Source organism: Streptomyces sp. NPDC051133 (genome assembly GCF_040682635.1).
In the GTDB taxonomy this organism is placed as follows: Bacteria; Actinomycetota; Actinomycetes; order Streptomycetales; family Streptomycetaceae; genus Streptomyces.
Genome location: NZ_JBFBBK010000006.1, coordinates 200,870 through 223,099, shown reverse-complemented (window position 1 = coordinate 223,099; position 22,230 = coordinate 200,870). Strand labels below are relative to the sequence as shown.

Below are 22,230 nucleotides of genomic sequence, written 5' to 3'. Positions count from 1 at the left end.
GGGCGCCCTGTCAGTTTCTACGGTGCTGTAGAAGGTGCCGGCGGTGTGCTGAGGGAGCACCCGACCGCGGATACGAGGAGTGCGCATGGCCCTGTGGGACCGCGTCAAGGAGTCGGCGTCGCAGATGCAGACCCAGTTGGTGGCGAAGAAGAACGACCTGAAGAGCGGCGCCTTCCGCGACGCGAGCATGGCGATGTGCGCGCTGGTGGCGGCGGCCGACGGGACCGTCGACCCGTCGGAGCGGCAGCGGGTGGCCCAGCTCATCGCCACGAACGAGGTGCTGCAGAACTTCCCGGCGGACGACCTGAGGCGCCGCTTCGAGGAGAATCTGAACAAGCTGACGACCGACTTCGCCTTCGGCAAGGTGAGCGTGCTGCAGGAGATCGCCAAGGCGAAGAAGAAGCCGGCCGAGGCGCGCGCGGTCATCCAGATCGGCATCGTCATCGGCGGCGCGGACGGCGACTTCGACAAGACCGAGCAGGCGGTCGTGCGCGAGGCGTGCTTCACCCTGGAACTGCCGCCGCACGAGTTCGACCTCTGAGCCACCGGGCGACGGGCGAGGATGGGGGCATGCTCGACGACCTCGACCGGGCCCTCGTCCACGCCCTGCACGTGGACGGCCGGGCGCCGTTCAGCCGGATCGCCGAGGTGCTCGGCGTCTCGGCACAGACCGTGGCGCGCCGCTACCGCCGGCTGCGCGCGGAGGCCGGGCTGCGCGTGGTGGGGCTGGCCGACCCGCACCGGGCCGGCCGCGCGCAGTGGCTGGTCCGGCTGACGGCGACGGCGCGCTCCGCGCAGAACGTCGCCGAGGCGCTGGTGCGGCGGCCGGACACGTCCTGGGTGAAGCTGACCTCCGGGGGCACGGAGATCACGGCGGTGATCCACGCGCCGGCCGAGGACGGCTCCCCCGGCCCCCTCCTGCTGCGCGACGTCCCGCGCACCGGCGGCATCACCGCCGTCTCCGCGCACTGCCTGCTCCACACCTATCTGGGCGGCCCCGGCAACTGGCGGCGCAGCGCCCAGGCCCTCGACGAGCGGCAGCAGACGGCCCTGGCGTACCGGGAACCGGCGGAGGCGTCACGGCAACCAGGGCCGGAGGACGCGGAGTTGCTGGCCGCGCTGGAGCGGGACGGACGGGCCGGGCAGGGAGAGCTGGCGCGGGCCACGGGCTGGTCGGCGACGACCGTGGCCCGGCGGCTGGCCGAACTGCGCGCGGCCGGCGCGCTGTTCTTCGACGTGGAGGTGGACGCCGGGCTGTTCGGCGTGCGCACCCGGGCGCTGCTGTGGCTGTCGGTGCGCCCGGCGGACCAGGAGAAGGTCGCCCGCGCGCTGGCCGGCCATGACGAACTGGCCTTCGTGGCGGCGACCACCGGCCGCACCAACCTGGTCGCCCAGGCCCTGTGCCGCGACCCGGCCGACCTGCACCGCTACCTCACCCGGCGGCTCGGCTCGCTCCGGGAGATCGACACGCTGGAGTCCAGCCCGGTGCTGCGCACCCTGAAGGCGGCGAGTCCCGCGATGGCCCTGCCGAGCGTACGGCGCAAGGGTCCTGCCGGGTGAGGCCGGTGAGCGACGGCGTGCCCGTCTAGGCTCCCTCCCCCGTGCCGACCCGTGCGCTCGCCGCCCACGTCACGCCCAGCAGCCCCATCGCCACCCAGCACGCGTCCTGGGCCGCGGTGAGCCCCCCTCCCGCCAGGTAGACGCTCCCGAGCACCGCCACGCCCAGCGTGGCGCCCAGTTGCTGCACGGCGTTGAGCAGTCCGGCCGCCGAGCCGACCTCGTGCGGGCGCAGGGGGTGCAGGGCGAGGGTGAAGAAGGCGGGGGTGAACAGGCCGGCACCGAGGCCGATGAGGGCGAGGGCGGGCAGCAGCGTGACCGGGTAGTGCCCGGGTGCGGTGCTGCCGTACGCGGCGACGGCGGCGGCCAGGCCCGCCAGCAGCACGCCGAGCCCGTACGGCATGACACGGCGCCCGTGGCGTCGTACCAGCCGGGAGCCGGCCTGCCAGGAGGCGACGGCGAGCCCGGCGGACCACGGCAGCAGGCTCAGGCCGGCCGGCAACACCCCGGTTCGGGCGTCGAGTTGCAGCTGCAGGACGACCACCGTCGTCAGGCCGTTGGTCACCGCGAAGAAGGCCGTGGAGGTGACCAGGGCGGCCGGGAAGCCGCGGTGGGTGAACAGGCTCGGCTCCACCAGCGGGCGGGCCGACCGCCGCTGGTGCACGCCGAAGCCCGCCAGCACGAGCAGTCCGGCGGCCGCCGACGCCCACGAGCGCAGGGGAAGCCGGCCGAGGTCGCCGCCGACCAGCGGGTACACGACGAGGCCGGTGCCGAGCGCGGCCAGGGCGGTGCCCGGCCAGTCGAGGGCGGGGCGGTGCGGGGCACGGTTCTCCGGCAGGTACGCCGAGAGGGCCAGCACCACGGCGGCCACCGGCACGTTCACCAGGAACGCGGCCCGCCAGGACGAGCCGAACAGGTCGGCGTGGGTCAGCACACCGCCGACGACCGGCCCGCAGACGGCGGCGAGGCCCATCACCGGACCGATGCTGCCCAGCGCCTTCGCCGTCTCCGCCCCGGAGAACATCGCCTTGATGAGCCCGATGGTCTGCGGGACGATCAGGGCCGCCGCGGCGCCCTGGACCGCGCGGAAGGCGATGAGCGGGCCCGCCGCGGGTGCGAGCGCACAGGCCACGGACGCCGCCGTGAACACCGCGACGCCGAGGACGAACATCCTTCGCCGGCCGGCGATGTCACCGAGCCGGCCGCCGGTGATCAGCAGCACGGCGAACGGCAGGGTGTAGGCGGTGGCGAACCACTGGACGTCGCGGACCGGCCCCGCGAGGTCGGCGTGGACGGCGGGCGCGGCCACCTGGACGACGGTCGCGTCCAGCAGGTTCATCGCCTCGCCGAGCAGCAGCGCCACGAGGGCGAGGCGGCGGTGCGGGTGCGGGGGCGCGGCAGGCGTCTGTTCCGTGATCATGGGGTTTCCTCTCACGCTCTTGGACCGGAACCGGTCTCGGGTCAGCGTGGGAGGGGGCGGCAGGCGGACTCCACCTGGCGGGGGAAGACTGCGGATTTCTTCCATGGCCGGTGCACCTGTCGGGGGAAACCAACGCCCGTGCGGGGGCTGACACGCGCGGACGCGGGTGCCCCGGTGTCCGGGGCGCCCGCGTCCGTGCCTGGCGGCGTGGCCTCGTGCCGGGAGATCAGCCGAGACCGGTGGACTTCAGCCAGGTCTTGGCGACCTCCAGCGGGTCCTTCTTCTGGGACTGCACCTGGGTGTCCAGGTCCAGCAGGGTCGCGGTGTCGAGCTTCGCCGAGACCGCGTCGAGCGCGTCGGCGCCCTTCTTGGACAGCCCGCCCTTCTGGACGAGCGGCTGGACGTTCTCGAAGCCGAAGAGGTTCTTCGGGTCCTGCAGGACGACGAACTTCTCCTGGGAGATGGTCGTGTCCGTGGTGAACAGGTCGGCGACCTGCACGGCGTTCTTCTTCAGCGCCGTCTGGGTGAGCGGCCCGCCCGCGTCCAGGGCCTTGAAGGACTTGAACTGCAGCCCGTAGACGGACTTCAGGCCCACCAGGCCCTGCTGACGGGTCTGGAACTCCGGCGAGGCGCCGATGACCAGGTCCTTCGCGATGTCCTTCAGGTCGGCGATCGAGGACTTCCCGGTGAGGTGGTACTTGGCCGCGGTGGCCGGGTTGACCGTCACCGAGTCCTTGTTCTGCGCGGGCGAGGGCCGCAGCAGGGTGAGCTTGGAGTCCAGCTTGGCCTCGATGGCCGAGGTGGTCTCCTCGACGGTCTTCGGCGCCGCCTTGGAGTCCAGGTAGGCGAGCAGCGCGCCGTTGTACTCGGGCAGCACCGATATGGAGCCGTTCTTCAGCAGACCGTAAGTGGTCTCGCGGCTGCCGATGTTCGGCTTGTAGGTGACCTTGATTCCCTTGGCCTTGAGTGCCTCGCCGTAGATGTCGGCGAGCAGCGTGCTCTCGGCGAAGTTGTTGGAGCCGACGACGACGCTGTCGCCGCTCGCCTTGCCGCCCGACAGGGGGTCGTCGGACTTGCCGGAGGAGGAACAGCCCGCCAGCAGAGCCGTCGCCGCCGCGAGGGCGACCACCGCCGCGCCTCGGTTCCTCCGGATGGACCTGCTGATGTGGGTCGTGTAAGTCACTCGCTGATCCAATCCAGGGCCTTCTCGGTCAGTCAAGGCCGTCGGGTCACCGATCGGCCTCGATCTGCGGTCGGTTGAGCGCACGAGTGTCGCCCTCACGTCAGCCTCGCCTGCGCACACCGGGTGAGACCGCGATCCGCGACACCGCCCAGAACACCGCGAGGGTGGCCAGGGCGAGCCCCGCGACCAGGGTGGCCCCGCCGACGACCTTCGCGTAATCCCGCTGGTAGAGGCCGTCGATGATGTACCGGCCGAGGCCGCCGAGGCTGACGTAGGCCGCGATGGTGGCGGTGGAGACGATCTGGATGGCGGCCGTGAGCAGGCCGGTCAGGATCAGCGGGAGCGCGACCGGGACCTCCACCTGGAAGAGCACCCGGGTCTCGGACATCCCCAGGCCCCGCGCCGCGTCGACCGGGGACGGCTCGACCGAGCTGATCGCCTCGTAGGTGGTGACCAGGATCGGCGGCACGGCGAGCACCACCAGCGGGATCATCGCCGGCAGCAGGCCGAGCCCGATCCAGATGAACAGCAGCACCAGCAGCCCGAAGCTGGGCAGCGCCCGCCCGGCGGTGGCGATCAGCGCGAGGACGTTCCCGCCGCGGCCGGTGTGCCCGGTGACCAGACCGACGGGCAGTCCGATGACGGCGGCGATCGCGAGGGCCTCCAGGGTGTACCGGAGGTGTTCGCCGAGCCGCGTGGGGATGCCGTCGTAGCCGTGCCAGTGGGCACCGTCGCCGAGGAAGTCGTGCACGAAGTTCAGTACGTTCACCGGACGGCGCCCTTCTTCGGCATCCAGGGGGTGAGCAGGATCCGTACGAGGATCAGCACGAGGTCGGCGAGGATCGCCAGGGCGGCGATGGTCAGCACGGAGGTCACGGCGAGTTCGGGGCGGTGGTAGATGTTCGCGTCGTTGAGCAGGTTGCCGAGGGCGCCCTGGTTGCCGATGAGCATGCCGACGCTGACCAGGGAGATGCTCGAAACGGTCGCCACCCGCAGACCCGCGATGATGGCGGGCACGGCGATGGGCAACTGCACCTGGAGGTAGCGCCGTACCGGCCCGAGGCCCATGGCGGTGGCCGCGGCCAGGGTCTCCTGCGGCACCGAGCGGACGCCGTCCACGATCGCCGGGACCAGCACCACCAGGCTGTACACGGCGAGCGGGATCATCACCGTGGTCTCCGTCTGACCGGTGTAGTCGATGAGCACGACGAAGAAGGCCAGGGACGGGATGGCGTACAGCACGACGGTGAGGCCGAGGACGGGCGGGTAGAGCCAGCGGAACCGTACGCACAACTGGGCCACGGGCAGGGACACCAGCAGCCCGGCCAGCACCGGGATCAGTGCCTCCCGCAGGTGCAGGCCGATCAGCCCGGCGTAACTGTGCCCGAGGTCGCTCGGGATGTCGAAGAAGCCGCTCATCGCGCGGCCTTCGCGTCCTGCGGGACCTCGGTGTGGGCGGCGCGGATCGCCTCGCCGATGGTCTGCTGGGAGACGACGCCGACCGCGTGACCCTCGCCGTCCACGGCCACGGCCCAGCCGGTGGGCGAGAGCACGGCCGCGTCCAGCGCGGTGCGCAGGGAGTCTCTGCCGGGCACGAACGGCCGTCCGATCGGCAGTAGTTGTTCCCGGTCGATCTCCGCGGCGGTGAGCCGGTCCGGCTCGGCCCAGCCGAGCGGCCGTCCGTCGGCGTCGGTGACGAGCAGGTGGGGCACCCCGTCCCGGGAGGCGAACCGCTCGGCGTCCGCGTCGATCCCGACGAGCGGCGCGGTCTGCAACTCCAGGCCCCCGGACGGGAAGAAGGACAGCCGGCGGATGCCCCGGTCGGAGCCGAGGAAGTCCTCCACGAAGGCGTCGGCGGGCGCGCTGAGCAGTTCGGCGGGCGGGGCGAACTGGGCGAGACGGCCGCCGGTGCGCAGGACCGCGACCATCGTGCCGAGCTTGATGGCCTCGTCGATGTCGTGCGTGACGAAGACGATGGTCTTGCCCAGCTCGTCCTGGATGCGCAGGAGTTCCTCCTGCAGCCCCTTGCGGACCACCGGGTCCACGGCGGAGAACGGCTCGTCCATCAGCAGCACGGGCGGGTCGGCGGCGAGGGCGCGGGCCACGCCGACGCGCTGCTGCTGGCCGCCGGAGAGCTGGTACGGGTACCGCTTGGCGAGCGCGGTGTCGAGCCCGACGCGCTCCATCAGCTCCGCGGCCCGGGTGCGTGCCCTCTGCTTGCTCCAGCCGAGCAGGCGGGGCACGGTGGCGATGTTGTCGAGGATGGTGCGGTGCTGGAAGAGTCCGGCGTTCTGGATGACGTAACCCATCGAGCGGCGCAGGGTGTTGACCGGCTGCTGCCGGATGTCCGTGCCGTCGAGGAGGATGCTGCCCTCGCTGGGCTCCACCATCCGGTTGATCATCCGCAGGGTCGTCGTCTTGCCGCAGCCGGAGGGCCCGACGAGGACGGTGATCGCGCGGTCCGGTATCTCCAGGGACAGCCGGTCGACCGCGACCGTGCCGTCCGGATACCGCTTCGTGACTGAATCTATCCGTATCAAGACGCCGAATGCCCTTCGGGTTTGGCAGCTCGCTGCCCGCTTTCGGCCACGGTCGTCGATGCGCAGGCCGTTGCGGGCAGAGTCTAGACGGCGAGTGTTTCAGCACTTCGGCGAGCGAGCACCGCGGTTTCCGGACCGGGCCGCGCCCCGGCCCGGATCAGGGCGCCGGCCCGGATCAGGGCGCCGCGGTGGCGTCGCCGGCGGCCGGCTGCGCCTGCCGGGCGTACGGCCGGGCCGCGAGGACGGCGACGTCGTCCTCCGCGTGACGTGCGTCGAGGCGGGTGAGGATGGTGTCCAGGACGTGGTCGACGCCGTCGCCGGTGGTGAAGCGGAGCTCGGACAGCCGGGCCAGGGAGCTGTCGATGTCCTCGCCGCGGCGTTCCACCAGGCCGTCGGTGAAGAGCACCAGGGTCTGTTCGGGGGCGAGCCGGTGGGTGGCGGACTCGTAGCCGCCGAAACCGGTGCCGAGCGGCGGTCCGACCGGGACGGACAGGGGGGTGGTCCGGCCCTCCCGGTCGATGAGCACGGGCGGCAGATGGCCGGCGCTGGACAGCGTGACCTGGCCCCGGCCGGGGTCGACCCGCGCGAGCAGACAGGTGGCCGGCCTGCGCTCGCCCTCCCCCGAGGCGATGTCGTCCAGCTGCCGCAGCACCCGGTGCGGTGGCAGGTCGGAGGAGGCGATGTAGCGCAGCGAGGAGCGGTAGGCGCTCATGTCGACGGCGGCCTCCAGACCGTGGCCCATCACGTCGCCGACGACCAGCAGGGTGCGGCCGAAGTGGAGCCGTACGGTCTCGCACCAGTCACCGCCCACCAGCACCCGGCTGCTGCCGGCCGGGAGGTAGCGGATGGCGACGTCCAGGTTCGGGTGCGGCCGGCCGGGCTCCGCGAGCAGGGCGCGTTGCAGGTCACCGGCCGTACGGCTGACCTGGTCGTAGGAGCGCGCGTGCCGGATGTGGGAGGCGGCGCGTTCGGCGAGGAGGGCGAGCTGCTCGGCCTCAGCCCGGGTGAACGCCGTACCGTGCCGTGCCGCGACCAGGACGCCGTACTGGTCGGTGCCGCTGGTCAGGGGCACGCAGAGGGCGGGCCGGCCGCGGTGGCCGGGCGGGTGCTCGGACCAGGGCTCGGGGTGCCGGTCGGCCGCCGGGAAGCCCGCCTCCCGGGCCACGGCCGTGGCCCAGCGGTCGTCGGGCAGCAGGGCCGCGGTGCCGGTGACCGCCTCGTACCCGGAGACGGTCCTCCCGGTCCTGCGCATGACGGCGGCCGCGCCGCCGGCCAGCCGGACGGCGGCCCGGGTCAGCTCGGCGTAGGTCGTGTCCTCGTCGAGCGTGGTGCCGACGCCGCTCGCGAGGGCCCGGAGCGCCTCCAGCCGTGTCGCGCCGCCCTCCGGCTCGCCGGCCCCCTCCTCCCGGCGTTCGCCGTCGGACGGCAGCGACCTGCGACGGCCCTGGATCCAGCGCGCCACACCGCTCACCCTCACAGAATCTCAAACGGGAACGGGCCCGGCACCGCTCACCACGGTCCCGGCCGCCCCGCCGGCCCCTCGGGTGTCAGGCCTCGTCCGGGGCCAGCCGCAGCGAGACGCTGTTGATGCAGTACCGCTGGTCGGTCGGGGTCGGATAGCCCTCGCCCGCGAAGACGTGCCCGAGGTGGGACCCGCACCGGGCGCACTTCACCTCGGTGCGGACCATGCCGTGGGACCGGTCCTCGACCAGCTCGACCGCGTCGGTGTCCTTCGGGTCGTAGAAGGACGGCCAGCCGCAGTGCGAGGCGAACTTGGTGGTCGACGTGAACAGTTCGGCGCCACAGGCCCGGCAGGAGTACACGCCCTCGGTCTTGGTGTCCGTGTACTCACCGGTGAAGGCCGGCTCGGTGGCGGCCTGGCGCAGCACGGCGTACTCGGCCGGGGTCAGCTCCGCCCGCCACTGCTCGTCCGGCTTCTCGACGTCGTACGACATGAGCCTCAGCCCCTTCACTGCGACAGGCGGTCCAGGATCAGCGGGCCCAGGTCGGTCACGTCGCCCGCGCCCATGGTGAGAACGAGATCACCGGGCTTCGCCATTCCCGCGATCACGGAGGGAATCTCCGCCTTGTCGTGGACGGCGGTCACATCGGCGCCCGCCGCGCGCGCGGCATCGATGATCAGCTCGCTGGTGACGCCCGGGACCGGGTCCTCACGGGCCGGGTAGATGTCGAGGACGACGGAGGCGTCGGCGAGGGCCAGGGCCTGGCCCATCTCCTTGCCCAGCTCCTGGGTGCGGGAGAACAGGTGCGGCTGGAAGACGACGAGGATGCGGGCGTCACCGGCGGCGGCGCGCATGGCCTCCAGGTCGGCGGTCATCTCGGTCGGGTGGTGGGCGTAGGAGTCGATGACCTGGACCCCGGCGGCCTCGCCCTTGAGCTGCAGGCGCCGCTTGACGCCGGTGTAGGCGGCGATCGCGGGCGCCAGTTCGGCGGCCGGGACGCCCAGGGCGGCGCCGGCGGTGAGCGCGGCGACGGCGTTGAGGGCGTAGTGCCGGCCGGGCACGGAGACCGTGAAGGTGAGCTCGCCACCGTCCAGGAGGACCGTCACCTCGCTCCTGAGCCCCTGGGGCACCACGGACAGCACCCGGACGTCGGCGTCCTGCGCCTCGCCGTAGGTCACCACCCGCACCGCCCGGCCGGCGACGCGCCGGGTGAGCTCGCGCGCGCCCTCCTGGTCGGCGGAGACGACCAGGGTGCCGCCCTCGGTGACACGGCCGACGAACGTCTCGAAGGACTCGTAGATCTCGTCCATCGAGGCGTAGTTGGCGTGGTGGTCCAGTTCGACGTTGAGTACGATGGCCACGTCGGGCGCGTACTTGTGGAAGCTGCGGTCCGACTCGTCGGCCTCGGCGACGAAGATCTCGCCCTCGCCGTGCAGCGCGTTGGAGCCGGGCGCGTCGAGGTCGCCGCCGATGGCGTACGACGGCTTCAGGCCGAGCGCGCCGAGGGAGACCGCCAGCATGGAGGTGGTGGTGGTCTTGCCGTGGGTACCGGCCACGGCGATCGGGCGCAGCCCCTCCATCAGCGCGGCGAGCGCGTCGGAGCGGTGCACCACAGGGATGCCCAGCTCGGCGGCGCGGGCCAGCTCCGGGTTGTCCTTGCGGATGGCGGACGACACCACGACACAGCTCGCGTCGTCGGCGAGGTGCGCGGCGGCGTGCCCGATGTGCACGGTGGCGCCGAGCGCGCGCAGCGCCTCGGCGGTCGCCGAGTCCTTGGCATCACTGCCGGCGACCTTCGCCCCGCGCTGGGCGAGGATCTTGGCGATGCCCGACATCCCGGCGCCGCCGATGCCGATGAAGTGCGGTCGGTCCATGGCGGTAGGAAGGCCGGGTGCCATGCGTTTCTCCCCAGAGACGGTACGTACGAGAGCGGGCCTAGCCTATGCGCTCGGGCACGGGCCGCCCCGCAACGGGCCCGGGGGCGGCGCCCCGCGCGACTAGGCCTTGCTGTGGGAGAACAGCTTGAGCACCGGTACGCCCACCTTGTGCCGGGCCCGTGAGGCCCAGTCCCGGTGGAAGAACTCCTCCACGTAGTGGGGATCGGTCAGCACGATCACCTCGTCGGCGCCCACCTCGGCGACGAGGCCCTTCAGCGCGTCCAGCGGGTGGTCCTCGACCATCCGGCCCTCCGCCCGGCTCCCGGCGGTCCGCAGGGCCTGTACGGAGACGTCCAGCGCCTGCTGTCCGACGCTGCGCGCCTCCTCCCCCTCGGGGGTCTCGCGTTCGCGCACCGCCTCGTCGAGTTCGCCGAGCGCGATGTCGTCGATCGCCCGCAGCAGGCGGTCCGCCTGGTCGCCGCGGGGCTGGAGCAGCACGTGGAAGGTGATCGGCTCGTCCCCGTGCAGGGTGGTGACGAACTCCACGTCGGCGGACGTCAGGGCCTTCTCGATCATCAGAACGCTTGTGAACACCAGGCGCCTCTTCTACTCGGTGGGCCCCGAGAAGGCCCCTGAGGAAACCATCCTTCCCCGCGATCGCACGGGTACTACCGGTCTAAGTCTGCCCTCCGCAAGCCAGGCGGAACGATATATTCCGCCGATTCAGGACCGGCGGTAACGACCGAACAGGAATCCGTCCTCCTCCAGCAGGGAGGCCAGGGCGAACCGGCGCGGGACGACGACCGACGGGCCGCCCGCGATGCGCTGGGCGTCACCCGCGGTGAGCATGGGCGAGATCGTCAGGCACAGCTCGTCCAGCACCTCCGCGGCGACGAGCTGCCCCAGCAGCCGGGGCCCGCCCTCGGTGAGCAGCCGGGTGTGGCCGAGGTCGGCGAGGGCGCGGACCGCGCGCGCGGGGTCGACGCCCATGCCGTCACCGGCGATCACCACCCGCGCGCCGGCCTTCTCGGCGGCGGCCACCCGGTCGGGGGCGGCGGCGGCTCCGGTCAGCACCAGCGTGGGCACCACGGGCGAGGTGAACAGCGGGAGGGAGAAGTCCAGCTCCAGGCTGGCGGTGACGACGGCGACGGCCGGGGCGGGACTCTGCCCGGCGGCCTTGCGGGCCCCGGCGAACTCCGCACGCGCGCGTGCCGGCCGGTACCCCTCCTGCCGCACCGTCTCGGCCCCGACCAGGACGACGTCCGAGAGCGCCCGCAGCGTGCCGAAGATCCGCATGTCGGCGGCGCTGGAGATGGGCTGGGAGCGGCCCTCGTGCTGGGCGGCGCCGTCGAGCGAGGAGACCATGTTGGCGCGCAGCCAGGGCCGGGGGACGCCCGGCTCGGGCTGCGGGTAGGCGTAGACGGCGGCCAGCTCGGCGAGGCTCCACTCACGACCGCCCCCGTCCGGGGCGCCGGCCTCCGCGGCCCCTTCCCGGGCGGGGGCTGCTGTTTCGTCGGTCACAGGGAACAGGCGTCGCATGTCGTGCAGTGTGACACGGCGTTTAGCATGGATAACCGTGTCGTCCTCCACCACCGCCCCCGGATCCGGCCCCGTGACCGACGCGGGCCCCCTCTCGCTGTGCGCCCGCGAGCCGCACGTCCCCGCCGACCGGCTGGTCGCCGAGATGGTGCCGCCGCCGCGGTTCGACTCGGTCCGCTTCTCCACCTACATACCGGACCCGAACCAGCCCAGCCAGACCGAGGCCGTGCGCGTGCTCGAGGGCTTCGCGGCCGGGCTCGGCGGGGCGCACGCCTCCGGCGCCGGCAGGCGCGGCTTCTTCGGCTTCGGCAGGCCCAAGGCGCCCAAGGCCCCGGCGGGTCCGCGCGGGGTGTACCTGGACGGCGGCTACGGCGTCGGCAAGACCCATCTGCTCGCCTCGCTGTGGCACGCCACCCCGGCCGAGCCCGCGCTCAAGGCGTTCGGCACGTTCGTGGAGCTGACCAACCTCGTCGGCGCCCTCGGCTTCCAGCAGACCGTGCAGACGCTCAGCGGGCACCGGCTGCTGTGCATCGACGAGTTCGAGCTGGACGACCCCGGCGACACGGTGCTGGTCTCGACGCTGCTCGGCAAGCTGGTCGAGGCGGGCGTGGCGCTGGCCGCCACCTCCAACACGCTGCCCGGCAAGCTGGGCGAGGGCCGGTTCGCCGCCGCCGACTTCCTGCGCGAGATACAGGGGCTGTCGGCCCACTTCCGCGCCCTGCGCATCGACGGCGAGGACTACCGTCACCGCGGTCTGCCCGAGGCGCCGGCGCCGTTCACCGACGAACAGGTGACGAAGGCGGCGTACGCCACCGAGGGCGCCTCGCTGGACGACTTCCCGCATCTGCTGGCGCACCTGGCCAAGGTGCACCCGAGCCGGTACGGCGCGCTGACCGACGGCCTGCGGGCGGTGTGCCTGACCGGCGTGGAGCCGGTGCCGGACCAGTCGACCGCGCTGCGGCTGGTGGTGCTCGCGGACCGGCTCTACGACCGCGAGGTGCCGGTGCTTGCCTCGGGGCTGCCCTTCGACCGGCTGTTCAGCGAGGAGATGCTCAAGGGCGGCTACCGGAAGAAGTACTTCCGGGCGATCTCCCGGCTCACCGCGCTGGCCCGCGACGCCAAGGGGCTCGTCGACTCCTAGTCAAGAGCCGGATCCCGCCAATCGACCGGCACTTTTCACGCTCTCTCGCGCCCGTAACGCGCAGTTGACCCTGCAAAGGACTTTGCAGGGTTAACGTGTTTCTTGACCGTCCATTGACCAACGCTTGGTCCGCTCAAGAGACGTGCAGCGACGGGAGGGGGGCGCATGTTCCGCGGTACGACGGCCCGGGCCCGCCTGGCCCTGCTCGCCGGACTCCTGCTCGCGTTCCAGCTGTTCGCTCCCACCGGACCCTTCGCATCCGCGCACACGCTCAGTCAGGCACAGGCCCAGGCCCGGGCCGAGGCCGAGCCCGGAATCGCCTCCCCCGCCGAGCCGGTGCGCGACGGGGTGGGCTCACTGCGCGCCCCGGGGTGCACGGGTGACCCCGCGGGCGTCCCCCACCTGCGCGACCGACAGCGCCGCCCGTCCTCCGGCTGCGCGCAGGAGCACCCCCTCATAGCCGACGGCCCGGCCGCCGGCGCCGAGGCGCCGCACGCCCCCGGCGCCGAACCCCGGCATGCCGCCAGACCTTCCCGGGCCCCCGCCCCGGCAGTGCTCCAGGTGTTCCGCTGCTGACGGGTGCCCGCCCTCCCCCCACCACCGTCGTTCGAGCCCGACGCGCCGGTCAGGCGCGCCAGGAGGACCACCCATGCAGCCCCTCATCGACAACGCCCGTTCGTTCGGACAGCGCCCTGAGGAGTTCGCCGAACTCGCCGAAGGCCAGTCCCCGCAGGTGCTCTTCATCACCTGCTCCGATTCCCGGGTCGTCCCGGCCCTGATCACGGGCGCCCGCCCCGGCGAGCTGTTCGAGCTGCGCACCGCGGGCAACATCGTGCCGCCCCACGCCTGCGCGCACCCCACCGCCGAGGCGGCCACGATCGAGTACGCCGTGGAGGTGCTCGGCGTCCGCGACATCGTCGTCTGCGGCCACTCGCACTGCGGTGCCGTCGGCGCGCTGGTGCGCGGCGACGACCTGACCGCCGTACCCGCCGTGCGCGACTGGCTGGCGCACGCCACCCCGCGTCCGGCCGGCGCGGCCGAGGACCCGGAGGTCGCCGAGGGGGTGCAGAGCCATGTCCTGACCCAGCTGCTGCGGCTGCGCTCGTACCCGTGCGTCGCGCGGAGGCTGACGGAGGGCCGGCTGGCCCTGCACGCCTGGTACTACGAGGTGCACACCGGCGCCGTCCGGGCGCACCGCCCGCAGTCCGACACCTTCGAGTCCCTGTGAGCGCGCCGATGACGAGGAAGCCCGCCCTCATATCCCGTTTCCCGCACCTGAGGCGGGACTTCGCCGCCTCGCTCGTCGTCTTCCTGGTCGCGCTGCCGCTGTGCGTGGGCGTGGCCGTCGCCTCCGGGGTCCCGGCCGAACTGGGCCTGGTCACCGGGATCGTCGGCGGCCTCGTCACCGGGCTGATGCGCGGCAGCAGCCTGCAGGTGTCGGGGCCGGCGGCCGGCATGACCGTGCTCGTCTTCGAGGCGGTCAAGGAGTTCGGGCTGCCGGCGCTCGGCGCGATCGTGCTCGCCACCGGGCTGCTCCAGGTCGGCATGGGCCTGCTGCGGCTCGGCCGGTACTTCCGCGCCATCTCGGTCTCCGTCGTCGAGGGCATGCTGGCCGGAATCGGTCTGGTGCTCGTCGCCGGGCAGCTCTACCCGGCGCTGGCGGCGAAGGCGCCCGACTCCGGGCCGGGCAAGATCGCCGGGCTGCCCGGCGCGTTCCTGGACGCCTTCGGCGACGGTGCGGCACTGGTCTCGCTCGCCGTGTGCGCCGGCACGGTCGCCGTACTGCTGCTGTGGAAGCACGCCCCGGCCTGGCTGCGCGCCGTCCCCGGCCCCCTGGCCGCGGTCGGGCTCGCCACGCTGGCCGCCTTCGCGCTGAGCCTGCCCGTGGCCACGGTCGAGGTGCGCGGCCTGCTGGGCTCCGTCCAGCCACCGCCGCTGAGCGCGTTCGGCGAGCTGGCCGGCGCCGGGGCCCTCGGCACGGTCGTCGCCTTCACGCTGATCGCGTCCGCCGAGTCGCTGTTCAGCGCGGCGGCCGTGGACCGGCTGCACGCGGGGCCGCGCACCGCGTACGACCGTGAGCTGATCGCCCAGGGCGCCGGCAACACGGTGTGCGGGGTGCTGGGCGTGCTGCCCATGACCGCGGTGATCGTGCGCAGCGCGGCCAACGTCCAGGCGGGCGCCCGTACGAAGGCCTCCCGCGTGCTGCACGGCGTGTGGCTGCTGCTGTTCGCCGCGCTGCTGCCGGGCGTCCTCGCCCACATCCCGGTCCCGGCGCTCGCGGGCATCCTGATCCACTCCGGCGCCAAGCTGGTCCCGGTGCGGGCGCTGGCCGGGCTGTGGCGCGAGCAGCGGGGCGAGGCGCTGATCCTGTCCGTCACGGCCCTGTCGATCGTCGCGGTCAGCATGTTCGAGGGCGTGCTGATCGGTCTGGCGCTGGCGGTCGTGAAGACGGCCTGGGAGGCCTCGCACATCAGGCTGGAGGTCGTCGACAAGGGCGCGGGCCCGGTCGACGCGCACCTGTCGGGCAACGCGACCTTCCTGCGGCTGCCGAAAATCCTGGACAGCCTGGAGTCGCTGCCCCAGGACCGCCCGGTCCGGCTGGACCTGTCCGGCCTGCACCATCTGGACCACGCCTGCCGCACGGCCCTGGAGAACTGGGCCGAGCGGCACAGCGCGGCGGGCACGGAGCCGGTGCGGGTCACGGCCCCGGCGGCCCGGACCGCGGCGGCGGGGGCGGGGGCGGTGTAGCCGCCGTCCCCGGGCCGGGGTGCCGACGCCCCTCGGCGCCCCGGCCCGGACCCGTCCGGGCAGGGCCCGCCCGGCCCATGGCTTCCGCCCTGTACCAGGCATATCGTTACAGATGCAGACGAAACCGGACCTCTGTGCGAGGAGGTCATCATGGTCCAGGAGCTGCTGGGGGCGGCTGTCGCGGCGGGGTGCGCCGGGCTCGTGTACCTGGCGATGGCGGCCAGGGTGGTCAAGCAGTACGAACGCGGGGTGCTGTTCCGGCTCGGCCGCGTGTCCGGTGACGCGCGCCCGCCGGGGCTGACGCTGATCATCCCGATCGTGGACCGGCTGCAGAAGATCAACATGCAGATCGTGACACTGCCGATCCCCGCCCAGGAGGGCATCACCCGGGACAACGTCACCGTCCGGGTGGACGCCGTCGTCTACTTCCGGGTGGTCGACGCGGAGAGCGCGCTGGTGAAGGTCGAGGACTACAAGTTCGCGGTCTCCCAGATGGCGCAGACGTCGCTGCGGTCGATCATCGGCAAGAGCGAGCTGGACGATCTGCTCTCCAACCGGGAGAAGCTCAACGAGGGCCTGGAGCTGATGATCGACAGCCCGGCCGTCGGCTGGGGCATCCAGGTCGACCGGGTGGAGATCAAGGACGTGTCGCTGCCGGACACGATGAAGCGGTCCATGGCCCGCCAGGCGGAGGCCGACCGGGAGCGCCGGGCCCGGATCATCAACGCCGACGCCGAGCTGCAGGCCTCCAAGAAACTCGCCGAGGCCGCGCAGCAGATGTCCGACCAGCCGACGGCGCTCCAGCTGCGGCTGCTGCAGACGGTGATGGCGGTGGCGGCCGAGAAGAACTCCACGCTGGTCCTGCCGATCCCGGTGGAGCTGCTGCACTTCCTGGAGAAGGGCCCGCAGCAACTGCCCGCGTCGAACGGTGACGGGGGGCAGCGCACGGGCTAGCGTGCCGGACATGCGCAAGAGCTGGATGGCCGCCGTGGCCGCGATGGCCGTCGCGTCGGGCTGCGGGAGCGGCGGCGGACCGGCCGTCGACCCCGCCCCGACGTCCTCCGCCGCGTCCGCCCCCGTCCCGACGCCCTCCGCCGCGCACCGGCTCACCGTCGCGAGCCCCGCCTACCCGGACGGCGGCACGATCCCGCGCCGCTACACCTGCGAGGGCGAGGACGTCTCACCGCCGCTCGGCGTCACCGGCGTACCCGCGGGCACGGTCTCCCTCGCCCTGCTCCTGCAGGACCCCGACGCCCCGGGGGGCACGTTCACGCACTGGCTGGCGTGGGACATCGCCCCGCACACCGCCCACCTGGCCGCCGGCGAGCATCCGGCCGGGGCCGCCGAGGGCCGCAACGGCTTCGGCCGGACCGGCTACGGCGGCCCGTGCCCGCCCCGCGGCGACCACCCGCACCGCTACGTCCTCACCGTGTACGCCACCGACCGCCGCCCGTCCCTCGCCCCGGACACCACCCCCGCCGACCTGCTCGGCGCCCTGTCCGGCCACACCCTCGCGTCGGGGACGCTGACCGGGCGGTACGGCCGTTAGCCGGCGCTCGGGCGGGCGGCGCATCGTCGAGGGATCCGAGGGGAAGGCGCACGACGTGACGAGGAAGAACACCGACAGCCTCCGGGACGCCCTGCGCCTCCCGCTCGGCGAACCCGTCGGCCTGCGCGGGTACGACGCCCGCGCCACGCCCGGCGCCCCCGGCGGCAAGCAGGCCTCTCTCGCGGACACCGCGCGCATGGGCAAACGCCTGGCCGTGCTGCAGGAGCGGCTGTGGGCGGCGGGCACCGCGGGCGACCGGCGCCGGCTGCTGCTGGTGCTGCAGGGCATGGACACCAGCGGCAAGGGCGGCACGGTCAAGCACGTCATCGGCCAGCTCAACCCGTCCGGCTGCCGGATCAAGGCGTTCAAGGCGCCCACCGAGGAGGAGCGGGAACACGACTTCCTGTGGCGGGTGCGGCGCGCGCTGCCCGAGCCGGGCGAGATCGGCATCTTCGACCGCTCGCACTACGAGGACGTGCTCATCGCCCGGGTCCGCCATCTCGCCCCGCCCGCCGCGATCGGCAGCCGCTACGGCCTGATCAACGACTTCGAGCGCTCGCTCACCGAGGACGGCGTGACCGTCGTCAAGTGCTTCCTGCACCTGTCCCACGAGGAGCAGAAGCGCCGGCTGCTGCGCCGCCTGGACCGCCCCGACAAACACTGGAAGTTCAGCCCCGACGACATCGAGGAGCGGGCGCTGTGGCCCGCCTACCAGGAGGCGTACGAGCTGGCGCTGGAGCACTGCGCCACCCCGCACGCGCCCTGGTACCTGGTCCCGGCGGACCGCAAGTGGTACCGGAACTGGGCCGTCAGCCGTCTGCTGCTGGAGCACCTCCGGACGCTCGACCCGCACTACCCGGAGGGCGACTTCGACGTGGCCGAGTGCCGGAGGCGACTGCTGAAGCAGCCGTAGCCGGGGTACCCGGCGCCCATGCGCGAGCACCGGAACGTCACCGATGTCACCGACTCCTACTGGCTCGAGACCGCTCCCGGCCCCCGGCACCCGGCCCTGACCGACGACCTGGACGTCGACGTCGCCGTGGTCGGCGGCGGCATCGCCGGGCTCAGCACCGCCCACGAGCTGACCCGGGCCGGGCTGCGGGTGGCGGTGCTGGAGGCCGCGCGGATCGCGGCCGGGGTCACCGGATTCACCACCGCCAAGCTGACCGCCCAGCACACCCTCGTCTACGACCGGCTGCGGCGCACCCGGGGGCCGGAGGGGGCCCGGCTGTACGCGCGCTCGCAGTCGGAGGCGATCGTGCACGCGGCGGCGCTCGTGGACGGGCTGGGCATCGACTGCGAGTGGGAGGAACGGGACGCGTACACCTATGTGCGGGACGGCGCGCGCGTGGACGAGGTGCGGGCGGAGGCGCAGGGCGCGCGGGAGGCGGGGCTGTCCGCCACCTTCACCACCGACACCGGGCTGCCGTTCCCCGTGGCGGGCGCGGTCCGGGTGGCCGGGCAGGCGCAGTTCCATCCGGTCAAGTACCTGCGGGCGCTCACCGAGGACCTGCTCGCCCGCGGCGGCCAGGTGTACGAGCGGACGCGCGTCGTGGGCCTGCAGGAGGGCGGGCGGCCCTGCCGGCTGACGACCGAGGGCGGCGCCACGGTCACCGCCGGGGACGTCGTGATCGCCACCCACTACCCGGTGTTCGACCGCGCCCTGCTGTTCGCCCGCCTGTCCCCGCGCCGTGAACTCGTGGTCGCCGGGCCGCTCGGCGACGGGCCGGACCCGGAAGGCATGTACATCACGCCCGAGGAGAACACCCGCTCGGTGCGCACCGCACCCTACGGGCCGGACGGACAGCGGCTGCTCGTCGTCACCGGGGAGCACTTCACACCCGGCACCGGCGATGCGCGGGCCGGCTTCGACGGGCTCGCCGCCTGGGCCGAGGAGCACTTCCCCGGGGTGCGCCTCCAGTACGCCTGGGCCACCCAGGACAACGACTCCACCGACACCGTCCCGCTGGTCGGCCCGTTCCACCCGGCCGCCCGGCACACCTACGTCGCCACCGGCTTCGGCGGCTGGGGGCTGAGCGGCGGCATCATGGCCGGGCTGCTGCTGACCGCGCTGATCACCGGCCGGGACTGCGCCTGGCGCGACCTGTACGACCCGCGCCGCCTGAAGTCGGTGGTGCGCGAGGCGCCGTCGCTGCTGAAGGCGCAGGCGGAGGTGGCCCGGCACTTCGTCGGCGACCGGCTGAGGCACGCCGCCCCGGTGGAGGACCTGGCGCCCGGTGACGGGGCGGTGGTCCGGGCCGGCGGCGACCGGCTCGCCGTGCACCGCGACGCGGACGGCGCGCTGCACGCCGTCTCGGCCCGCTGCACCCACCTCGGCTGCCTGGTCGCGTTCAACCGGGCCGAGCGGGCGTGGGAGTGCCCCTGCCACGGCTCGCGCTTCGCCGTCGACGGCACGGTGCTCCAGGGCCCGGCGGTGCGGCCGCTGGAGCAGCGGGACATCTGAGAGGCCGTCGACCGGGCAGCGCCGCGCGGGTGACCGTGCCGCCGCGCCGCGGGGCATATCACCATACAAATGGACATCCCGTCCTACGTTCATACGGTGATCCCACGAGTACGCCGTATCACCGCCGCCTGCGCCGCGCTCTACACCCTGAGCGCGGCCGTCTCCGCCTGCGGTACCGCGGGCACCGGCCGCCCCGCCCCGGCCACGTCCCCCCACTCCGCCTCCCCGTCCGCCTCACGGCCGGCCGTCCTCGCGCCGGGCCCGGGCGGTCTCACCCCCGTCTTCGAGCACGGCCCGCGCACCCTCGGCAAGACCGTCGCGCTCACCTTCGACGCCGACATGACCGCCGACCAGGGCCCCCGCGCGGCCTCCGGCGAGCACTTCGACAACCCGGAGCTGATCGGCACCCTGCGCGCGCTCAAGGTCCCGGCGACGATCTTCATGACCGGCCGGTGGGCCGACGAGTACCCGGCCGAGGCCCGCAGCCTCGGCCACGACCCGCAGTTCGAGGTCGCCAACCACTCCTACAGCCACTACGCCTTCACCGCCGACTGCTACGGCCTGCCGACGGTCGCCCCCGACAAGATGCAGTCGGAGGTGACACGGGCGTACGCCTCCCTGCGCAAGGCGGGCGTGCCCAGGCCCATGCCGTACTTCCGCTTCCCCGGCGGCTGTTACGACCAGCGGGCGCTGCGCGCGCTGAGCGGGCTCGGGGTGACCGCGGTGCAGTGGGACGTGGTCAGCGGCGACGCGTTCGCCACGGACGCCGACGCGGTGGTGCGGCAGGTGCTGGACCGGGTGAAGCCCGGCTCGGTGGTCGTCATGCACTGCACCCGCAGCGCCGCCCCGACGACCGAGCGGGTCGTCCGCGCGGTCGTACCGGAACTGCGCAAGCGCGGCTACCGGTTCATGAAGGTCTCCCAGCTGATCGGCGAGACGGCCGGCCACCGGTGACCCCGTGACCCGGCCTACGCTGAACGCATGAGCGACGAGGAACGGGACTCCCGCACCATCGCCGGGACGCCCGGGCCCCGCACGGCCGACGGCCCGCCGTACGCCGAGTGCGTCCTGTGCCGGGAACCGACGGAGTACCCGGAGTCGTACAGGGGCGTCACGCTGTGCCCGGTGTGCGAGTGGCAGGAGGCCCAGCGCACCGCCTGCTCGGGCTGACCGGCGGTGCGCCGCGGCTCAGGGTGACCGGCGGGCGGTGAGCCACGCCGCGGCGGCGAAGGCCGCGGCCGTGAACAGGGCCGCCCCGGCCAGGGGCAGCACCGCCACCGGCACCCGGCCGGTCCGCGAGCCGAGGACCAGGCCGCTCACCGCCGCCTGCGCCGGGGAACCCGTGAGCACCACCGCCAGCAGGGCGCCCAGCAGCATCGCGGGCACCGCGCGGCCGGTGGAGCGCAGCAGCGGCCGGCTGGTGAGCGCGCCGACGGCCGCGCCGAGCAGCGCGCAGACGACGACGGCCGGCAGCCCGGCGGCACCCGCCTCGAACCGGGGCACCGGGACCCGGTGGCCGTTGCTCGCCGGATCGCTGATCAGCGTCACGACGGCCGTCGCCGCCACCCCGAGCAGCGCGGACGCGAGCAGCCCCGTCAGCAGGCAGGCGAGGTGCGCGCGGGCCGGTCCACGGGCGGCGGCGACACAGGCACGGGCCGCGTCCGGTTCACCGCTGACGCACGTCCGCACCAGCCAGGCGGCCACCGGCAGCAGACCGGCGGCGGTGTAGCCGAGCGAGTCGAGGACGGGCTGGCCGCTCTGCACCCCGATCGCCAGGAACGCGGCGTACAGGATCACCGGCGGCAGCCAGCGCTGGGAGCGCAGGAGCAGGTCGGCCTGATAGCGCAGGAGGGCGGTCACGGGCGGTCCCCCGGGTCGTTCGGCGGTACGACACGCACCACGTGCCACGGCGGCCGGGCCGTCAGCAGGGCACGCAGCAGGACGTCGGAGCGGGAGGCGGGCACGGCGAGGCGGTGGACGCCGGGGCCGGTCTCCTCGGCGGAGGCGACGGCCCGTACCGCGTCGGGCGGCAGCGCTGCGCCGGCCGGTCCCCGCACGGTGACCAGAGTGAGCGGACCGGCGGGTGGACTCCCGCCGTCCGTACGGCGCTCCAGACCGCCCGCGGCGAGGGTGTACGCCGCGTCCGCCGCCCCGGCCAGCCGCCGCGGGTCGTGGTCCACGAACACCACGGCGCCTCCGGCGGCGGTCCGCTCGGCCACCGCACGCTCCAGTTCGGCCCGCGCCGCCGCGTCCAGACCCGTCCACGCCTCGTCCAGCACCAGCAGCTCCGGCTCACCGAGCAGGGCCTGCGCCACGGCCACCTTCTGGCTGCTGCCCTTGGACAGCCGCGCCATCGGCGTACCGGCGTACGCGCCCGCGCCGAACCGCTCCAGCCAGACGTCCGCGGCGCGGGCGGCAGCGCGGCGCGAGAGGCCGGCGACGGTGCCGAGATGGGTCAGATAGCCGACGGGGGTGAAGGGCAGGGCCGAGGGGAACCTCTCCGGCACGTACGCCGTGCGCGGGCGGCCGCTCACCCGCCCCTCGGTCGGCCTGTCCAGGCGGGCGAGGAGGCGCAGGAGGGTCGACTTCCCGGTGCCGTTCGCGCCGTCCACGCGGGTCAGGGTGCCAGGGGGGACGGATAGGTCGACGCCCCGTAACACCCAGGGGCCGCGGAGGCCGTAGCGACGGCCCACGCCGTCCAGCCGGAGATCACACTGCATGGGGTCATTCTGGCGCCCCGTAAGGTGGG

24 protein-coding genes are annotated in these 22,230 nt (G+C 73.6%); 12 read left to right on the top strand and 12 right to left on the bottom strand.

What is annotated here, in order from left to right; translation table 11 throughout:
• The first annotated feature begins 85 nt into the window (after positions 1 to 85).
• Together AB0N17_RS09860 and AB0N17_RS09855 are read left to right on the top strand one after the other, a co-directional pair.
• On the top strand, positions 86 to 541 hold the full coding sequence (locus tag AB0N17_RS09860; RefSeq protein WP_366010668.1) for a TerB family tellurite resistance protein: 456 nt from the start codon (positions 86 to 88) through the stop codon (positions 539 to 541).
• A gap of 29 nt (positions 542 to 570) precedes the next feature.
• Complete coding sequence (locus AB0N17_RS09855) at positions 571 to 1,560, top strand: Lrp/AsnC family transcriptional regulator (RefSeq protein WP_366010667.1); 990 nt, start codon at positions 571 to 573, stop codon at positions 1,558 to 1,560.
• A gap of 25 nt (positions 1,561 to 1,585) precedes the next feature.
• On the opposite strand, the gene AB0N17_RS09850 is transcribed toward AB0N17_RS09855, so the two are convergent.
• From AB0N17_RS09850 to AB0N17_RS09805, 10 genes are all read right to left on the bottom strand, one after another.
• Positions 1,586 to 2,977, bottom strand: a complete 1,392-nt coding sequence (locus AB0N17_RS09850; protein WP_366010666.1) for an MFS transporter — start codon at positions 2,975 to 2,977, stop codon at positions 1,586 to 1,588.
• A 226-nt stretch (positions 2,978 to 3,203) separates the two neighbouring features.
• Positions 3,204 to 4,160 (bottom strand): ABC transporter substrate-binding protein, encoded by a 957-nt coding sequence (locus AB0N17_RS09845; protein ID WP_366010665.1) that lies wholly within the window; start codon positions 4,158 to 4,160, stop codon positions 3,204 to 3,206.
• Between the two features lie 100 nt (positions 4,161 to 4,260).
• Entirely contained in the window at positions 4,261 to 4,929 is a 669-nt protein-coding gene (locus AB0N17_RS09840; protein WP_366010664.1) for an ABC transporter permease, read from the bottom strand.
• Positions 4,926 to 5,579, bottom strand: coding sequence for an ABC transporter permease subunit (locus tag AB0N17_RS09835; protein ID WP_366010663.1), 654 nt, complete (start codon positions 5,577 to 5,579; stop codon positions 4,926 to 4,928). The genes AB0N17_RS09840 and AB0N17_RS09835 overlap by 4 nt, the downstream gene beginning before the upstream one ends.
• Positions 5,576 to 6,700 carry an ABC transporter ATP-binding protein gene (locus tag AB0N17_RS09830; protein WP_366010662.1) on the bottom strand — a complete coding sequence of 375 codons (1,125 nt, stop codon included), beginning with the start codon at positions 6,698 to 6,700 and terminating at the stop codon, positions 5,576 to 5,578. Before AB0N17_RS09830 ends, AB0N17_RS09835 begins: the two co-directional genes overlap by 4 nt.
• Before the next feature lie 175 nt (positions 6,701 to 6,875).
• A complete protein-coding gene (locus AB0N17_RS09825; RefSeq protein ID WP_366010661.1) occupies positions 6,876 to 8,171 on the bottom strand; it encodes a GAF domain-containing SpoIIE family protein phosphatase in 1,296 nt (431 codons plus the stop codon).
• A 76-nt stretch (positions 8,172 to 8,247) separates the two neighbouring features.
• Positions 8,248 to 8,655: a peptide-methionine (R)-S-oxide reductase MsrB gene (gene msrB / locus AB0N17_RS09820; RefSeq protein ID WP_366010660.1), complete on the bottom strand. Its 408-nt coding sequence runs from the start codon at positions 8,653 to 8,655 to the stop codon at positions 8,248 to 8,250.
• Positions 8,656 to 8,669: 14 nt separating this feature from the next.
• Positions 8,670 to 10,061: a UDP-N-acetylmuramate--L-alanine ligase gene (murC, locus tag AB0N17_RS09815; protein WP_366010659.1), complete on the bottom strand. Its 1,392-nt coding sequence runs from the start codon at positions 10,059 to 10,061 to the stop codon at positions 8,670 to 8,672.
• A 99-nt stretch (positions 10,062 to 10,160) separates the two neighbouring features.
• Positions 10,161 to 10,634, bottom strand: coding sequence for an indole-3-glycerol phosphate synthase (locus tag AB0N17_RS09810; RefSeq protein ID WP_366010658.1), 474 nt, complete (start codon positions 10,632 to 10,634; stop codon positions 10,161 to 10,163).
• Positions 10,635 to 10,763: 129 nt separating this feature from the next.
• Positions 10,764 to 11,579 carry a pyrimidine reductase family protein gene (locus AB0N17_RS09805; RefSeq protein ID WP_366010657.1) on the bottom strand — a complete coding sequence of 272 codons (816 nt, stop codon included), beginning with the start codon at positions 11,577 to 11,579 and terminating at the stop codon, positions 10,764 to 10,766.
• Between the two features lie 37 nt (positions 11,580 to 11,616).
• On the opposite strand from AB0N17_RS09805, the gene zapE reads away from it, so the two are divergent.
• The 10 genes from zapE to AB0N17_RS09755 all read left to right on the top strand — a co-directional run bounded on the left by zapE (position 11,617) and on the right by AB0N17_RS09755 (position 20,651).
• Positions 11,617 to 12,720 carry a cell division protein ZapE gene (zapE, locus tag AB0N17_RS09800; protein WP_366010656.1) on the top strand — a complete coding sequence of 368 codons (1,104 nt, stop codon included), beginning with the start codon at positions 11,617 to 11,619 and terminating at the stop codon, positions 12,718 to 12,720.
• Positions 12,721 to 12,885: 165 nt separating this feature from the next.
• Positions 12,886 to 13,296, top strand: a complete 411-nt coding sequence (locus AB0N17_RS09795; RefSeq protein WP_366010655.1) for a hypothetical protein — start codon at positions 12,886 to 12,888, stop codon at positions 13,294 to 13,296.
• 73 nt (positions 13,297 to 13,369) lie between these two features.
• Positions 13,370 to 13,948: a carbonic anhydrase gene (locus tag AB0N17_RS09790; protein ID WP_366010654.1), complete on the top strand. Its 579-nt coding sequence runs from the start codon at positions 13,370 to 13,372 to the stop codon at positions 13,946 to 13,948.
• A gap of 8 nt (positions 13,949 to 13,956) precedes the next feature.
• Positions 13,957 to 15,468 (top strand): SulP family inorganic anion transporter, encoded by a 1,512-nt coding sequence (locus AB0N17_RS09785; RefSeq protein ID WP_366010653.1) that lies wholly within the window; start codon positions 13,957 to 13,959, stop codon positions 15,466 to 15,468.
• 150 nt (positions 15,469 to 15,618) lie between these two features.
• Complete coding sequence (locus AB0N17_RS09780) at positions 15,619 to 16,422, top strand: slipin family protein (protein ID WP_366010652.1); 804 nt, start codon at positions 15,619 to 15,621, stop codon at positions 16,420 to 16,422.
• Positions 16,423 to 16,432: 10 nt separating this feature from the next.
• Entirely contained in the window at positions 16,433 to 17,017 is a 585-nt protein-coding gene (locus tag AB0N17_RS09775) for a YbhB/YbcL family Raf kinase inhibitor-like protein (RefSeq protein WP_366010651.1), read from the top strand.
• A gap of 55 nt (positions 17,018 to 17,072) precedes the next feature.
• Positions 17,073 to 17,930 (top strand): PPK2 family polyphosphate kinase, encoded by an 858-nt coding sequence (locus tag AB0N17_RS09770; protein WP_366010649.1) that lies wholly within the window; start codon positions 17,073 to 17,075, stop codon positions 17,928 to 17,930.
• Between the two features lie 18 nt (positions 17,931 to 17,948).
• Positions 17,949 to 19,481, top strand: a complete 1,533-nt coding sequence (locus AB0N17_RS09765) for an FAD-dependent oxidoreductase (RefSeq protein WP_366010648.1) — start codon at positions 17,949 to 17,951, stop codon at positions 19,479 to 19,481.
• Between the two features lie 96 nt (positions 19,482 to 19,577).
• A complete protein-coding gene (locus AB0N17_RS09760; protein ID WP_366010647.1) occupies positions 19,578 to 20,435 on the top strand; it encodes a polysaccharide deacetylase family protein in 858 nt (285 codons plus the stop codon).
• 27 nt (positions 20,436 to 20,462) lie between these two features.
• The gene (locus AB0N17_RS09755) at positions 20,463 to 20,651 is read left to right on the top strand and encodes a hypothetical protein (RefSeq protein WP_366010646.1); all 189 of its coding nucleotides are present in this window, start codon (positions 20,463 to 20,465) and stop codon (positions 20,649 to 20,651) included.
• An 18-nt stretch (positions 20,652 to 20,669) separates the two neighbouring features.
• Here the strand turns inward: AB0N17_RS09755 and AB0N17_RS09750 are convergent, their stop codons facing one another.
• Positions 20,670 to 21,341, bottom strand: a complete 672-nt coding sequence (locus tag AB0N17_RS09750) for an ABC transporter (protein WP_366010645.1) — start codon at positions 21,339 to 21,341, stop codon at positions 20,670 to 20,672.
• On the bottom strand, positions 21,338 to 22,201 hold the full coding sequence (locus AB0N17_RS09745) for an ATP-binding cassette domain-containing protein (RefSeq protein ID WP_366010644.1): 864 nt from the start codon (positions 22,199 to 22,201) through the stop codon (positions 21,338 to 21,340). Before AB0N17_RS09745 ends, AB0N17_RS09750 begins: the two co-directional genes overlap by 4 nt.
• Positions 22,202 to 22,230 lie beyond the last annotated feature (29 nt).

Coding starts and splice junctions, on each gene's coding strand:
- AB0N17_RS09860 (WP_366010668.1), top strand. CDS start 86: ATGGCCCTGTGGGACCGCGTCAAGGAGTCGGCGTCGCAGATGCAGACC.
- AB0N17_RS09855 (WP_366010667.1), top strand. CDS start 571: ATGCTCGACGACCTCGACCGGGCCCTCGTCCACGCCCTGCACGTGGAC.
- AB0N17_RS09850 (WP_366010666.1), bottom strand. CDS start 2,977: ATGATCACGGAACAGACGCCTGCCGCGCCCCCGCACCCGCACCGCCGC.
- AB0N17_RS09835 (WP_366010663.1), bottom strand. CDS start 5,579: ATGAGCGGCTTCTTCGACATCCCGAGCGACCTCGGGCACAGTTACGCC.
- msrB (WP_366010660.1), bottom strand. CDS start 8,655: ATGTCGTACGACGTCGAGAAGCCGGACGAGCAGTGGCGGGCGGAGCTG.
- murC (WP_366010659.1), bottom strand. CDS start 10,061: ATGGCACCCGGCCTTCCTACCGCCATGGACCGACCGCACTTCATCGGC.
- AB0N17_RS09805 (WP_366010657.1), bottom strand. CDS start 11,579: ATGCGACGCCTGTTCCCTGTGACCGACGAAACAGCAGCCCCCGCCCGG.
- AB0N17_RS09795 (WP_366010655.1), top strand. CDS start 12,886: ATGTTCCGCGGTACGACGGCCCGGGCCCGCCTGGCCCTGCTCGCCGGA.
- AB0N17_RS09790 (WP_366010654.1), top strand. CDS start 13,370: ATGCAGCCCCTCATCGACAACGCCCGTTCGTTCGGACAGCGCCCTGAG.
- AB0N17_RS09785 (WP_366010653.1), top strand. CDS start 13,957: ATGACGAGGAAGCCCGCCCTCATATCCCGTTTCCCGCACCTGAGGCGG.
- AB0N17_RS09780 (WP_366010652.1), top strand. CDS start 15,619: ATGGTCCAGGAGCTGCTGGGGGCGGCTGTCGCGGCGGGGTGCGCCGGG.
- AB0N17_RS09775 (WP_366010651.1), top strand. CDS start 16,433: ATGCGCAAGAGCTGGATGGCCGCCGTGGCCGCGATGGCCGTCGCGTCG.
- AB0N17_RS09765 (WP_366010648.1), top strand. CDS start 17,949: ATGCGCGAGCACCGGAACGTCACCGATGTCACCGACTCCTACTGGCTC.
- AB0N17_RS09755 (WP_366010646.1), top strand. CDS start 20,463: ATGAGCGACGAGGAACGGGACTCCCGCACCATCGCCGGGACGCCCGGG.
- AB0N17_RS09745 (WP_366010644.1), bottom strand. CDS start 22,201: ATGCAGTGTGATCTCCGGCTGGACGGCGTGGGCCGTCGCTACGGCCTC.